The sequence below is a fragment of the Pseudoalteromonas sp. J2K-J031 genome (genome assembly GCF_058197095.2).
Genome location: NZ_CM200279.1, coordinates 1,059,326 through 1,074,320 on the forward strand (window position 1 = coordinate 1,059,326; position 14,995 = coordinate 1,074,320).

Here is a 14,995-nt window from a genome sequence, read left to right on the forward strand (position 1 = left end):
TACACTTAAGGCGCATTGATTTTTTTCAATTGTGCTTTCATTTCAAGTGCTGCCAGAGCATATCCACCGTTCGAACCATCTAAAAAATGAGTGTGGTTTTTATTGTAATCGGTGACGATACACGTAATTAAACTATGTTGACTGATATGCAAACCAAAAACAATTTTTCCTTGTTGGTGATAAGACTCCAATAAAATACGCAATTGTTGATATTGCTCCTTAGTACCTGAAATAACCATTCGTAGGACTTCATCAAACTTTTGAAAGTCGCTGTTGAGTACTAAATTCTGTTTATAAGCCCCCCAATTTGTTTGAGTTGTTTGAACGTTACGCGCCATCACCCAAATACCCACAATTCGTAAAACCTGAAGGCGAGCTAAGTATTTCATCATGTGCCAACGTGATTGCAGATAGTTGCGAATTTTACTTTCGATAGACAGTAATTTAACTGATGCAGTGAGTGATAAAAGATTTTCTTGTAGCGGATGATATTGCTGCCAATTGCCATAAATACTGTTGATATGGCTAATAATTTCTTTATAAATCTGCTCTTTTTCAGCCTCATTAGTACTTAACGTTTGTACCAGCAAGCTTACGTTATGTTGGTGAGGGCTCGGTATTTCATTCCAGCGACACTCAAACCCGTCAAATAAAGAATTGTTTTTGGTTGCCAAAGCCTTAATTAAGTAGGGATTATCAGTTGCAGGGTTTTTGACACATTGTTCGGCAAAAGCCAAGCCTGCGCCTTTAAACATGGCTTGTTTAAAATCTGGGTGGGGCTGATATTTGGCAACCCAGACATCACATTGGTTCGCCCGAATTTCAGTGATAGAAACGAGTCCAATCCGTAATGCTAATTTAAACTGCTCTTTTGCTAATACTTGGCAAGCAGCAAGCGCTTGGCAAGTCTCTTCATAGTGATGTTTTGGAATGCATGCTGTCGATCCATCTCCGCCAAACACGTACGGGATATCAAATTCCTTCAGGGTATTGATTAACGCGACTATGGTCATAACACCAAGTGCATTGACTTCTTTATAGCGCCCTTGTTTGATTGCTTGAGTTGAGTTTTCAACATCGGCCACCACCACAAACCACTCATCAGGCAAGGGATGGTAATGCTGGCTATCGGTAAATTCATCAAACAATTTAAAGCTTTTTAATTGCTGGTAAAAATTGGGTTGCAGGGTCATTTTTTTCCTAATAGCGGCATTATTTTATGCCAAAGCATTTCGTTATTTAAATGTTAATTAACCTGAGCTCTGGATAATAAATTTATCTCCAGCGGCTACTTTCAACGCTAACGGCGTTGAATTTACTTACAATAGGCCAGCTATTGACGCGTAAATTCGCCTTGTTATCCTTAAACGTTTCCGGCTACAGACTTGAAAAAACATTTACCAATTCAATATCAATATGTTAGTAAATCTCTTAACCAAAGCTCAGGTTAATTATCTAATCATAACCGTAAAAAAGTTAAAAAATTTATTTTTTACTCTTGAATTCGAGTTGGCTGACCTTATTAAGTTATCAGAGGGTGCCTGATGGGCCCTTACTTAAATCGGACCTTTTATGGTTATTGTAATTGCCAGTTCATCGTGAATGGCACAATTTAATATCGCTTTATATGAGGATATCATTATGCGTACAGTAGATTTATCACCACTTTATCGTTCTTTCATCGGTTTTGATCATTTAGCATCGTTAATGGATGCAGCCGCTAGTACCGATAAGCAACCCAGCTTTCCTCCTTACAATATCGAATTGCTAGCTGAAGATAAGTATTTAATTACTATGGCTGTCGCTGGCTTTGTCGAAAGTGAGTTGAGTATTGAAACTGAGCAAAACACTCTTAAAGTCTCGGGTGTAAAAGCGGATAAAGACGCAGACAAAGTTGAGCGTCGTTTTATTCACCAAGGTTTAGCTGAGCGCAATTTTGAACGTAAGTTCCAACTCGGTGACCATGTTAAAGTAATGTCGGCAAATTTAGAAAATGGTCTGCTTTACATTAATTTAGAAAGAGAAATTCCCGAAGCATTAAAGCCGCGTAAAATTGAAATTGGCGTAAATAAATTGCTCGAAAGTTTAAATTAATTTTCAATTTCTCCCTTCCCACGGATCCAAGCGCTTGTTAATAACAGGCGCTTTTCTATTTAAATAATCAATAAAAACGTGCAGTTAATAAAATATGGACCAAACTTTAAACTAATAATAAGTTTAAACATGAAGACATATTAAATGACGCCTCTTTCAAAACCGTGTATTTGTATTACTACCTATCAACGTGAAGCATTACTGCAAAACTTATTAGCAACTTTGGTAAGGCAAACAACAAAACCTTATTGCGTGCTCGTTGTTGATAACGCTTCGCAATCGAATGTTAAGACAATCACCGAATCATTCAAAGGTGGTTTAAATGTGGTTTACCATCATGAGCCTTCTCAGGGAGTTGTTTTTGCCCGAAATCGCTGTGTGAGTGAGTTTTTAAGTACTGATTCAGATGCCTTGGTTTGGATTGACGATGATGAGTGGCCAGAGCATGAACATTGGCTTGAAAATTTATTATTGGTACAAGCGAAAACTCAAGCGGATGTGGTGTGCAGTGATGTGATAAGCCAGCCCGAAGATAGTAACAAACAGTTTCTCGCCAAAGCATTATACGCTAAGCCCTTAGCGCAAGATGATGCTCAACCGGTTAGGTATTTTTATACCAATAATACGTTAATTTGCCGACATGTGATTGAGCAGGTTGGACTATTTGATTTACAGTTCAATTTAACGGGATCTGAAGATTTTGATTACTGTTTACGTGCAAAACAAGCTGGATTTAGTTTCGTGTATGCACAAAACGCCAAAGTTATTGAGCTTCATCCTGATAATAGAAGCCAGCTGAGGTGGTTTGCTCTGAGGGGGATCCGATTAGGTCAAGGTGCAACAAGGGTTAGTTTTAAACAGCATGGTGGCTTAAAAACACTATTACTCTCACCAGTATTTTTTGTTTACCGGTTACTCGACTCTTTGAAGTTGTTGTTAAAAGGAGTGTGGTACCAAGATAAAGGGTTATTGTTTGCGGCTACGTTACGGTTTTGCTCGTCAATCGGGACTGTGATGGGGCTGTTTGGTTTTAAATATCAAGAATATCAAAAGTCGAAATATTAGCTTTAGGCCCTTTAAATAGGTCATATTATGATTACAACATGAGCTTTGAAGTAGTTTTAACCAGATACTTTAGGATCTAAGATTCTGGATTTGCGTCAAAAAATAAATCATTTTATAAAATACTGATGCTATTTTTTCCTTTACTTTTGCTTTGGTACATCGCTTTATCTGCCATATTGATAAGCATTTGGGGTGTTTGTTCGCCGTGCCAAGTGGTAACACCGATACTGGCTCCAACATGCACTTCATGTGGTTTATTGTTGACGATAATGCTAATTGGTTGATTAATTAAATTAAGCTTTTCTTCAAGTAATGCCAGTACTTTTTCAACAGGATTACACTCAACTAATACCCATATAAATTCATCACCACCGAGTCGTGCGATAAAGTCAGCTGTGCGTTTATTTTGGTTCAGCCGTTTGGCGACTGCAATCAACACATCATCACCAGCTTGATGGCCAAAATCATCATTTATTTCTTTAAACCCATCAAGGTCAAGCATCACTACATTGATAGAAAGTGGCTTACGTTGTGCATTATTGATTTGCGTGGTGAGGTATTGGAAAAGTGCAGAGCGGTTTGGGAGTTCTGTTAAGGCATCGAGCCAGACTTGTTGCTGGATTTTAGTTAATAAAGTATGACGTTCAATGGCATATGAAATCGAGCGAGATAAAATAGCGCTGTTTGCTTGTGCTTTGGATATGTAGTCTTCAGCGCCTAATTTTATTGCTTTTTCGCCGATATCTTCATCATCAACTCCGGTGAATACAATGACAGGAACATCAGCAATTTGTTGTCTAAAGTGGGTTAGGGTGTCGAGTCCTTGCGTTGCTGTTAGGCCTAAGTCAAGCAATATGAGGTCAGTTTTTTCATGTGCTAACGTCATAAATGCATCATCGAGTGTTTCAGCGTGCAGTAGCAAATATGTTTTACGCATGTCTTTGGCAAGCATCTGTTTTACTAAATAAAAATCATCGTAATTGTCTTCTACGACCAGCACTATGAAGTCTGCATCATGTTTTTGGCATGCTATTTTTGGTGTTGTTAGCATAAAGTCACTCTTATCACAGGGTTAAATGGTCTGGTTAACAGCATGGATTAATCCTTTACTTTTAAGGTCACGGTTTTTAGCCAGTAGTCACAAAGCTGTTGCATAATACTTACCGTTTGCGCAAAGGTACCTGGTTTGATAATGAACGAATTGGCACCGAGCTGATATGATTCTTCAATATCTCGTTCTGATTGTGAGGTGGTGAAAATAATACATGGAATTGTTTTTAGTTCTGATGTTGTTTTAATACGTTTTAATACTTGCTTTCCACTGACCATCGGCATGTTTAGATCAAGCAAAATAAAATCGGGTAACGTCGACTTTGGCTCATTAAAATAATTAAAAAGTTGTTCGCTTGATTCGAAGCTAACGAGTTCTACATTAGAATTAAGTTGTTGAATTGCCCTTCGAATTAAATATTGGTCATCGGGGTCATCGTCAATAAAAAATAGTACAGGTGCTGGGATCATTGTTTATCCTTGTCAGCAAGCGTAATGGTAAATGAGGTACCTTGGTTACACTGGCTTTTTACTGTGATTTCACCTTCATGAGCTTTGATTATTTGTTTACAAATCGCAAGGCCCATTCCATATCCTTTTACTTTGTTTGAAGCTAACCGTTTGAAAGGCTGAAATATTTCATTCGCATATTTTTCATCAAACCCAGTTCCGTTATCTGAAACTACAATGTTGAGAGTATTCCCTGTGTTGTAGTGGCTAAAATGAATAATAGGGGGTAAATCGGCTTGTTTGTAGCGCACACTGTTGGTAATAAGGTTTCTGATAACTTGTAAAAAGCTATTTCGGTCGACATACAAAGTAAAATCTTGCTCTAGGTGTAATGTGCAATGGGATTCTGAAATTAACTCTGAAAGATCTTCATTAATGAGCGCCAATAAATCTGAAAATTGAATTTTTTCTTTACTCAGTTTGTGTTTTGAATACCGAGAAAGCTGCAATAAGCTATTTATCATGCCGCGCATTCTTGAGGCTGCATCGGTGAGTCGGCTTAGTTCATACTCAGCATCTTCATCATCGAGCTTGCCTTTGAGCCGCTCACTGAGGCTATCTGAAAATGCACTTATTTTGCGAAGGGGTTCTTGCAAGTCATGAGATGCCGAATAGGCAAACTTTTCTAATGCCAAGTTTGATTCAGCCAGCGCCTGCTCGACTTCTTTGCGCTCTGTTATGTCTTCTATAACGGAGATAAAGTGACTTGGGTGGTTGCTTTCATCACGTACGACAGAAACCGTTAAAAATGCCCAAATAACTTTTTTATTTTTGCAAATATAGCGTTTTTCCATTGAGTATTGAGCAAACTCGCCTGCGAGTAAACGGGCTACTAACTCTAGGTCGGTGTTTAGATCGTCAGGGTGTGTAATATTTTGAAAATTTTGCGTTAATAATTCGTCGTGATCGTAGCCTAAAATTTCGCACAGTTTGCGGTTCGCTTTTAGCCAGCTGCCATCAAGTCCTACATGGGCTATGCCTACAGCTGCTTGTTCAAATGTGGTGTAAAAATCTAATGCGAGCGCTTTAATTTTATCGCGCTGTTGCTTTTGCTCACTGATATCAAAAAAGGTACCTATTATTTCTTTTACGTTCCCATCTTCATCAAAAGAATATGGGGAGTCTTTTGATAAACACCAAATCCATTGTCCGTTAGTCGCATGTTTGAGCCTAAATTCTAAGCCCTGTGTTTCTTTTTCTTTATTTAAAGTGAGGGTATTGAAGTGACGACTTATACTTGTTTGGTCGTCAGGGTGAAATAGGGTAAAAATATGTTGTTGGTACTGAATTTGGTTCAGTTGCTCGAAACTATAACCCGTTATGTCACTGTATTGTTTATTAATAAAGGTGATTTTTTGGTTGTCGGTATTGAAAATAAACATCGCGCTTAAAGATTTGTTTAAGACGGTGTTTAAAAAGTGACTTTTTTTACTAAATTGCAGTTCAAGCTCTTTGAGTTGATTGATATTGGTTAAGGTGCCCGACATTAATAATGGCTTGTTATCACTATCAAAAATAGTTTTACCACGTGTGCGGATCCACTGGTATTCTTGATTTTCAGATAAACCACGGTAAGTAATATCATACTTCACTTGTTGTGTTAAATGGCGTTCGAGCGCATCAAATACTCGATCTTTATCATCAGGGTGAACATGAGCTTGCCATAAACTAACATCAGGTTTTATGGTTTCAGGATCGCAACCTAGCATCTGAATTAATCGATTTGAGTACCAAACATCGTTGGTTTGAATATTCCACTCCCAAATTCCATCTTCTGTTGCATCAATGACACGCTGTAAACGATTTGATTTTTCAAAAACAAAATTAAGCTCATTATTGGGGGTGTTAACGCTATTGACTGACGCAAAGGCGTGTTTTTCATTTTCAAAATGATGGATTGAAAGATTAATTTCAATCCAAATCTCTTCACCGTATTTTGTTTTTCCACGAACAGTTCGACCTTGTGCCATCGCATGACCTTGAGCGGGTTTTTCAAAATAACCCTTGGTTAAAACATGATGGAACTTTGCTTGTTCATCGAGTAATAAACAATGTAATGACTTGCCAATAAGCTCGTCAGTATCGTATTGAAATAAGCGTTCTAATGCCTTATTGGTGACGCGAATAACTTGGTTTGCATCAACCACTAAAAGTGCGGTGGGTTGCAATTCTAGGGAAAATTTAAAAATAGCTTCTGCTTTTTGAGCTTGTTCGAGTTGGAAGCGACGTGATTTTTCATGCTCAGCTTTGCTGATTGCTTGCTCAAACTGTTGGGTTGAGGGGATTGAAAGTAAGGTGTTAATGTTTTTAAACAATATAAAAGCGGTTAATACTGACACGATAGCAGTGATTGCTTTTAAGATGCCGTGTAAACCATAACTTCCATGCCAAATGGTATAAATTGCAAATAAATGGGTAACGCCGCAGCATAAGATGAATAAGGCAAATAAAATGAAAATGCGTTTATATTTTAAATCTTCTCGTTGGCGAATAAAGATGAATAATGCAATAGGGATTGAAAAATAGGCAGAGGCAATTAATAAATCGGCAATGACATTGGTCCAAAGAATGGCCGGTTGCCATAAATAACAATGACCATGTGGCATGTAGTTGGGATTAAAAAAACCAGTAAATGTATCTAACAATGCACTTTCCCTGTCAATAAACTTTCTAGATGGAAGTTTAGACTATCGTATGCATTTTGTTTTTTATTTAATCAAATCAGTATATCTATCAGTAGCTAAGGGCTGACATTGTCGTTAAAAAGAAATACAGATAATGCCCCTTAGCTGTGGGGCATTATCATTTAATTACACTGTAGGATGAAGTACAACACAAGTACGTAGCTTATCATTGCCAAATTGTGACATCTTATCGAAGTCGGTACGGGCAATCGGTAAATGCTGACAATCAAGTGGATCTGGGCGAGCCTCGTCTGGATCGGGGTCATGAACATATAAACACACATCATCAATTGCTGTAACAGCCACCCAGTGGGGAACTTTACGACCATCCATTCGGTAGGTGCTGATCAGAATTAGAATTGCGCAGCCTTGTTGTAGCCAAAGTTCAACTTGTTGTTGGCTAAAATCTTGGTACTCGATTGCAATGTTTAACGATGCTGCTTTTGTCCTAAACTGATTTTCAACAACCGTCATGATCTCTTTTTTATTTTGTGTTCTGACACCATCAATAAAAAGTGGCCGCTCATGATTAATATAAGTGGTGACGTTAAAGCCTCTTAACTTAGCCGCAATTGCCAATCCTAATGGGTGACAGCCTCCATGGCCTGAAGTCATAAAAATCGTGGTTGCTTCGCGCCAAATATCTAGTTCAAGCGGCTGCGAAGGTACTAGGCTCGGTTGTAAGCTAGCCATTGCCATCATTAATGATGATGGGCCACAGGTAAATTCGGTCGTTTGTTGATACCAAGGAACCGGTTTGGGTTGTTTGGCTGGCGCTAAGTTACGGATCCGCTTTTGCATTCGCAGCGCATCACTTTGGTCGTGATAATAATGGCTGTATTCACCAAATTTTTTGTAACCAAGTTGCTGATATAATGCGATAGCAGCACCATTGGGTTTTGCGACTTCTAGGCGCATAAATAATCTGCCTGATTCAGCGGCAGCTTCTTCAAGTGCTAATAGCAATTGTTTACCAAGCCCTTTACCTCTAGCGTGCGGTGCAACAGCCAAAGAGTACAGTCTCGCTAGGCGAGTCCCTTTATGTAATAGTACTAAACCATAGGCATCAAGTTCTGCTTGGCCAGTGATGACATAAATTAAACTGTGACCTGATTTAAGCCAGCGGTTAAAGCTTCTGCGACTAATTTTATCGGCGTTAAAGCTGGCATTTTCTAATTTCACTAACGCATCGAGATCTTCTAGCGTGGCTGGACGAAGGGACATATGGACAGATTTTCCTAACGAAAAAAGCTAATTAATAGGATAGCATGCGGTAGTGTGCGCTGGTACTTTTGGCTTGTAAAGGTGATTTTTTCTCAAAGTCATGATCAAATCTTATGCTTAAGGAAAAATAATTTATTTAATAAAATAAATGAGTTATTTGAATTGATTATAATTAAAAATCACGCTATATAGCTGTTTTAGAAGTCATGGCTTAGCTGGTGTGCTCATTTAATTTTAATGAGTTTTTCATTTGCTCTGATAGCTCCCAAGAGGAATATTTATGGGTATTTTACCAAAGAAACTAGAGCAAGAAGCGATAGCACACGGTTTACCGAGTTCGTTTATCAATCTATTAAATTCATTACTGCGTAATCCAAGCGTGGTGGGTTCTGAACATTCCTTTTTTCGGGTTTTGCAGCGCGAGTTAGAAGAGCGTGGTGCTAATGTCACCTGGTATGAAGGTGTATTAGTTGCTCAAGGTTCTGACCCTCATAGCGTGATGTTTTCAGCACATATTGACCGCCATGGTTTAGTCTGTACTGGTCCTAATGAGTTTCAATATGCTGCGTTTGTTGCCGGTGCACGTTCAGATTTACTGGGTAACTCCGTGAGTGAGCAGCTGATGAAAAAAATCGTTGAGCGTTTCTCAGAAGGTGATTTATATGCTTATGAACCATGGTCGGGCGCGTATCGTGGTAAAGGTGAAATCACAGGTACATACATCTGTGAACATCGTAACAACTTAATTTTTGAAGTGGCAGGATTAGAGCATTTAGTCGCTGGCACACCTGTCGCTTTTTTAGATAAACTTAAAGTGACCGATGAGGCGCTTGTAGGGCAACTAGACAACGTATTAACTGCAGCCGCTTTAGTGTATTTATTTGAGCTTGGCTTTCAAGGCACAGCCTTTTTCACAGCCCAAGAAGAAGCAGGTAAAAGCTGGCGTTACTTATTGGAATGGTTTCGTCGTTTCGGTGGTTCAACCAATCAGTTGATTGTAGTTGATACCAGCCCTTACCCTGATTTACCAACCGCTCAACTACAGCATTTGGTGCTACGTAACAAAGATGCCAATGCGAGTTTTAATGTGGCATTAACAAAAAAACTGGCGCAAGTATGTAAAGAGCATAAGCTCAATGTTCAATTTAAAGATGAATACGTTGAATCTATGAATGAGCAACGTGTAGCTCGAGGTGATGAACCCTCCTCGCTAGGCTCTACAGAAATGGGGCGGATTATTGCAGCCTCTAATGGCTTAGTTGACGGTACTACGCTACAAATACCGACTTCGGGTTATCATACAATGGAAGAATCAGCACCCCTTGAATCGGTGCAAGGATTTATCGCAGTATTGATGGCTCTTTCGAATTTAAAGTAAAAAATCAAAGGAATTATTTTAATAATGTATAAAACCCTCGTTGTTGCACAAAGCAGTGATAATCTTTCATTAGGTGATGGCATTGATGTCATTACTTTTGAAGAGTACTTACAAGATTATCCAAAACGTAACGAAACGAAGACTCGAGTTATCAACTTATGTGATACAGAACATTACCTTAGTCGCGGGTATTATTGTTCTTTATTGGCTGAAGCACGTAAACATAAGGTATTACCGAGTGTTAGCACTATTAATGATTTACGAAATCTAGCGAACTATGCTGATAGCTCATTACTGTTTAACTCTGATTTATTAGGTTTAGATTTAGATAAACCAATAGAGTTGTTTTCTTTCTTTGGTCATGTTGAAAATGAGCAGCTTAAGAAATTAGCACGTCGTGTTTATGAAAAATATCCAGATCCAATTTTAAAGTTGAGCTTATTTCGTGATGAAAATGGTGTTAATTTTAATGTGGTGCGCTGCACATATTCACTGTTAGATGAAGCGCAAAAAGCTGAGTTTATAAATCGATTAAACATTTTCACTCATGTCGTGTGGCGTCAATCTGCGGCAGAGCGTAAATTGCGCTGGGATATGGCTATTTTAGTTAATCCTGATGAAACTCATCCACCAAGCGATAAAGATGCGATAGCTCGTTTTATTAAAGCGGCAGCTAAAGTAGGCATTCATGCCCAAACGATAACAGCGAAACAAGCCAACCATATCGCTCAATATGATGCCTTGTTTATCCGCGAAACAACCGCGATTGATCACCACACTTATCGTATAGCCCGTAAAGCCGAGCAAGAAGGTTTAGTGGTGATGGATGATCCGACGTCAATTATGCGATGCTGTAATAAAGCATTTTTACACGATGCGTTTAGCTATAACAAAGTGCCTGCACCTAAAACACATGTGGTTCTAGGCACTAGTGATACTGAATTAGATAATGTAGAAGCACATTTTGATTATCCTATTGTACTTAAACTACCAGAAGGTGCTTTTTCTAAAGGGGTATTTAAAGTTGCAACGCGCGACGAACTTAAAGAGAAGCTTGATTTATTGTTAGCCGATACGGCTTTAGTTCTTGTGCAAGAGTATCTATTTACTGATTTTGATTGGCGTATTGGGGTTTTAAATGGCCGAGCCATTTTTGCGTGTCGTTATCATATGGCTCGAAACCATTGGCAAATCTATAATCATGGTTCTAAACGTTTTTCGTCAGGTGGCTTTGAGACATTGCCAACGTTTGAAGTGCCAAAAAAGGTACTTGATGCAGCAATTAAAGCCTGCTCTATTATCGGAAAAGGTTTATATGGTGTTGATATTAAACAAAAAGGTAATCAAGTTTACGTTATTGAAGTTAATGACAACCCAAGTATTGATCATAAAGTTGAAGACTTATATTTAGGCAATGAACTTTATATGCATATTATGAATGAGTTTGCGCATCGTTTGGAAATGCGTGGCCGTTAAACTCTGATTGGTTTTTATGCTTTATTAAAAGCGGCTTCGGTCGCTTTTTTATTGCCTATCAGATAGGTCTTAGTATTTAACAAAAGACGGAGGGCCCAATTTGAGGCATTAAAAAAGGCCAAATCGTTAGATTTAGCCTTTTTTAGTTCAATAAAGAACTAGAAGGTGGTTAACTAATTAACCAAACCGTTGCTATTAAAGAGCTACGATTTTCTCAGCTTGAGGACCTTTTTGACCTTGAGTTACGATGAACTCAACTTTTTGGCCTTCAGTTAAAGTTTTGAAACCTTCACCAACGATGTTGCCAAAATGTGCGAAAACGTCTGGGCCATTTTCTTGAGCGATGAAACCAAAACCTTTAGCTTCGTTGAACCATTTAACTGTACCAGTAGTTGTAGTAGACATAATAATATCCTAAGTTTTAGAGTAATTTAAACAGGTTCGAAATAAACACTGCCGTTGATCTGGAAGTATTGCAATTACTTATAAAAACAGGACGAGGTACTAAACGAAACTTCGAAATGGTATGCATAAATAAGGTCGTACTTTCAAACAGAGCTCAGTGTAGCCTATCCCCCATGAGAGTCAAGCACTCATTCCTAACTCAATTAATATAAATGAGTTGAAGGTGCGCGGTGTGTGTTTAATCCAAATTTTTTCACTTAGGAAGATCATGTGTTGGTGTGAATGGTGTCAGTTGCGCTAGGGTGTGTTGACCTTTATGGATTGAAATAGGTTCAATTTAGGGAGATTTAACCGCGGCGTGAGGTTTGTAACCTAGTTGGCTAAGTAAAAATCGAGCGAAACTTTCGCGTTTACCTACATCCTTGTAAGCAACAAAGCCTTAATCACCCTTAGGGCAGCGCATGTTTGGAATTAATACTGCGTTATCGTCTATTTATGGGGAGCGCTATCACACTACATAGGCTTTACCTTGCCTAAATACCAAACATACTGCTGAAAAATTAATCGCTAAAAGTTAACAAGCCCTAGCCATTTGCAGGCTAAAGTTATTTACAGTCTCTTAAAAGCCAGCTCACTAGGGGGCTGGCTTTTAACGGAAAATACGAAAATATTAACGATTTATTTAGCTTGCTCGATAGCCTCTCGCTGAGCTTTAATTTTTTCAGCTAATTTTTCGATAGCAATATGTGCTTCTTCACTTAGCTCATTGGCATTTTCTTTACCTTCTAGCCAACTGTCTTTTGCCATTGATTTACTTTGCTCGATCAACTCTTTGCTTTGAGCGAGTAGCTCTTTGCTTAGGTCTTGCCCTTCACCTGCCAATGCTTTGGTTAGCGCTTCACTTTCTTTGATTAAATCATTTAGTGAGTCGTCCTTTAATGCAAGTGTATTTTCTTTTACCTCATTCCATGCACTCGTAATTGCACTCGAGACTTCTTTTTTTACTTCATTTGCTTCGTTTTTAATTTCGGCCTGTTGTTCACATCCCATTAGGGTAATAGCACTGATTATTAACACTAAACTTAGTTTTTTCATTGAGTACTCTCATTAATTTAGGCAGTATAGATTATCATTGGCTCAGCACATGTGGTCAATCTATTCACGATAAAATCAGGCGTTAAGCATTTAAATAAATTTAAGCTAAATGTGGCTGAACTTACGCTAACAAGGAGTCTTTGTTTGAACTATGGATTTGGGTTGTTATTTTTGTGTTTTATTTTCTGTATCCGTGCAGAGGAAGAGCTGAATGACGGTGTTCTAGTTCACAATATAGATTTACTTAAAGAGCGAGCAGATTATTACAATGAAGCATTTATTACCGACTATCAGCATTTACAAGGTAGTTTAGAGCTAAGTGCTAAACGCGTTTTTCTTGATAGCGTAATCGCACTCACTGCCAATGAGGTAAGCCAATATCCGAAATTGATTAATCAGCTTGATGAGTTAATTGCGCACGTTCCTGATGCTAAATTAGTTTTTGAATTAAAAATACAGCGCTTCTTTTTAAGAACCGAACTTTCAAATCAAGTTGAATACTATCAAGAAATTAAATTGTTACTTGCACAAGCGCCCGAAAATATATCAGGTATAAGATACGGTTATTTATTACTTGATGCCGCGAATATCGCTTTACGGCTGATGCAAAGTGAAGAGGGGTGGCAATATTTCAGTTTGGCTAATAAATTAGCTATTACATTAGAAAATAAAAAGTTTTGGTCCGATCTTGAAAATAGCCGAGGTTTAGCTTTGGCTGAAAATGGTCATGTTGATCAAGCGTTGGCTGCCTTTAAAAAAGCACTTGAATATAAAAAACAGCTTAATGCAGAACAGGCCGTTATTTATGCAAATATCGCATTTAATTATTTTCAACTACGTCAATTAGATCTCTCGTTGGAATATGCAAATAGCGCCTTCGAATACGCGCAGTTAGAAAGTAACCGCTATGTTGAGGTGTTAACTAAAACGTTATTTGGGCGAATCGCAAAATCACAGGCGCAGCATCAGCACGCTGTAGATTGGTTTTTAAAGTCGCTGGAGTTAGCAAAAGAAGAAAATATTAAAGATTACATTTTTGCCAATTATGCCGATTCAATTTATCCCTTGCTACATTTAGGGCGAATTAATCAGGCCTTAGAGCATCTTGAGCAAGCCAAACGTATCGCTGAACAAGAGCAATTAAACTCCAACAGCTATTTGCTTGAATTAGAAGCTGTGATTAAGCATCATCAAAAAGACTACGATGCTAGCTTGTTATTATTTTTTGAAGCGTTGGACGAGGTCATTAAAAAATATAATGTTACAACCGCCAAAACGGCGGAGCAAAGCCGCATTTTAATGGAAACGCAGGTGCGTGAATTAGAAAATCAACGCTTACGTATTCAAAATGATTTAAAGCAAGCGTATCTGAATGATGTTTCAATTAAAAATACTTGGTTGAAATGGTTGATTTCTGTTGTAAGTCTTTTTTTAGTGCTACTGCTGGTATTGGTTTGGTATATACGAAAAGTAAGTAAAATTAATCATTTGCATGCAACGACAGATGAATTAACGCAAATTCCCAATCGTCGTCAAATCTTACATGACTTACATTGCTTAATTAGGGCTGCGAGTAAAACGCATCAGCCAATGTGTGTGGCGATGTTAGATATTGATTACTTTAAAAAAATTAATGATCATTGTGGTCACCTGATAGGTGATTTAGTGTTAATTGAGGTCGCGAGAGTCACCCAAAACTCTTTACGACCAAATGATTTAATCGGCCGATTGGGTGGTGAGGAATTTTTGTTAGTAATGCCAAATACCACGCTCGCACAAGCCTCTGTGCTGTGTGAATCTATTCGCACTGCGCTGCATGATATTACCTTTAAAGATCTTGAACGAGAAAAGCTATTCGTATCCGGTAGTTTTGGTGTAGCGACATTAATTGCAGAAAATGAAAAAAGTGAATCTCTGATCCATCGTGCCGACATGGCACTTTATTATGCAAAACAAAATGGACGAGACCAAATCTCCTGTAAAAATTAAAATCTATACAGTTACTTATAAAGGT

General features: G+C 38.2%; 12 protein-coding genes. 5 read left to right on the forward strand and 7 right to left on the reverse strand.

What is annotated here, in order from left to right:
• Positions 1 to 5: 5 nt before the first annotated feature.
• Complete coding sequence (locus tag AC3KZC_RS04820) at positions 6 to 1,193, reverse strand: DUF3095 domain-containing protein (protein ID WP_490579880.1); 1,188 nt, start codon at positions 1,191 to 1,193, stop codon at positions 6 to 8.
• A 448-nt stretch (positions 1,194 to 1,641) separates the two neighbouring features.
• Between AC3KZC_RS04820 and AC3KZC_RS04825 the strand changes: the two genes are divergently transcribed.
• Positions 1,642 to 2,094 carry an Hsp20 family protein gene (locus tag AC3KZC_RS04825; RefSeq protein WP_490579879.1) on the forward strand — a complete coding sequence of 151 codons (453 nt, stop codon included), beginning with the start codon at positions 1,642 to 1,644 and terminating at the stop codon, positions 2,092 to 2,094.
• Between the two features lie 144 nt (positions 2,095 to 2,238).
• Positions 2,239 to 3,159: a glycosyltransferase family 2 protein gene (locus AC3KZC_RS04830; RefSeq protein ID WP_490579878.1), complete on the forward strand. Its 921-nt coding sequence runs from the start codon at positions 2,239 to 2,241 to the stop codon at positions 3,157 to 3,159.
• 112 nt (positions 3,160 to 3,271) lie between these two features.
• Here AC3KZC_RS04830 and AC3KZC_RS04835 read toward each other — a convergent pair whose 3' ends face one another.
• The 4 genes from AC3KZC_RS04835 to AC3KZC_RS04850 all read right to left on the reverse strand — a co-directional run bounded on the left by AC3KZC_RS04835 (position 3,272) and on the right by AC3KZC_RS04850 (position 8,627).
• Positions 3,272 to 4,210: a GGDEF domain-containing protein gene (locus tag AC3KZC_RS04835; RefSeq protein WP_490579877.1), complete on the reverse strand. Its 939-nt coding sequence runs from the start codon at positions 4,208 to 4,210 to the stop codon at positions 3,272 to 3,274.
• Positions 4,211 to 4,257: 47 nt separating this feature from the next.
• Positions 4,258 to 4,680, reverse strand: coding sequence for a response regulator (locus AC3KZC_RS04840; protein WP_490579876.1), 423 nt, complete (start codon positions 4,678 to 4,680; stop codon positions 4,258 to 4,260).
• On the reverse strand, positions 4,677 to 7,364 hold the full coding sequence (locus AC3KZC_RS04845; RefSeq protein WP_490579875.1) for a PAS domain S-box protein: 2,688 nt from the start codon (positions 7,362 to 7,364) through the stop codon (positions 4,677 to 4,679). Before AC3KZC_RS04845 ends, AC3KZC_RS04840 begins: the two co-directional genes overlap by 4 nt.
• Before the next feature lie 165 nt (positions 7,365 to 7,529).
• Positions 7,530 to 8,627 carry a GNAT family N-acetyltransferase/peptidase C39 family protein gene (locus AC3KZC_RS04850; RefSeq protein WP_490579874.1) on the reverse strand — a complete coding sequence of 366 codons (1,098 nt, stop codon included), beginning with the start codon at positions 8,625 to 8,627 and terminating at the stop codon, positions 7,530 to 7,532.
• Between the two features lie 280 nt (positions 8,628 to 8,907).
• Between AC3KZC_RS04850 and AC3KZC_RS04855 the strand changes: the two genes are divergently transcribed.
• Both AC3KZC_RS04855 and AC3KZC_RS04860 read left to right on the forward strand, forming a co-directional pair.
• Positions 8,908 to 10,005 (forward strand): peptidase M42, encoded by a 1,098-nt coding sequence (locus AC3KZC_RS04855; protein ID WP_490579873.1) that lies wholly within the window; start codon positions 8,908 to 8,910, stop codon positions 10,003 to 10,005.
• 24 nt (positions 10,006 to 10,029) lie between these two features.
• Positions 10,030 to 11,481 (forward strand): RimK family ATP-grasp domain-containing protein, encoded by a 1,452-nt coding sequence (locus AC3KZC_RS04860; protein WP_490579872.1) that lies wholly within the window; start codon positions 10,030 to 10,032, stop codon positions 11,479 to 11,481.
• Between the two features lie 195 nt (positions 11,482 to 11,676).
• Here the strand turns inward: AC3KZC_RS04860 and AC3KZC_RS04865 are convergent, their stop codons facing one another.
• Both AC3KZC_RS04865 and AC3KZC_RS04870 read right to left on the reverse strand, forming a co-directional pair.
• Positions 11,677 to 11,886: a cold-shock protein gene (locus AC3KZC_RS04865; protein WP_009838665.1), complete on the reverse strand. Its 210-nt coding sequence runs from the start codon at positions 11,884 to 11,886 to the stop codon at positions 11,677 to 11,679.
• Positions 11,887 to 12,564: 678 nt separating this feature from the next.
• A complete protein-coding gene (locus AC3KZC_RS04870) occupies positions 12,565 to 12,981 on the reverse strand; it encodes a hypothetical protein (protein WP_490579871.1) in 417 nt (138 codons plus the stop codon).
• A gap of 144 nt (positions 12,982 to 13,125) precedes the next feature.
• Between AC3KZC_RS04870 and AC3KZC_RS04875 the strand changes: the two genes are divergently transcribed.
• Positions 13,126 to 14,970 (forward strand): GGDEF domain-containing protein, encoded by a 1,845-nt coding sequence (locus tag AC3KZC_RS04875; protein WP_490579870.1) that lies wholly within the window; start codon positions 13,126 to 13,128, stop codon positions 14,968 to 14,970.
• Positions 14,971 to 14,995 lie beyond the last annotated feature (25 nt).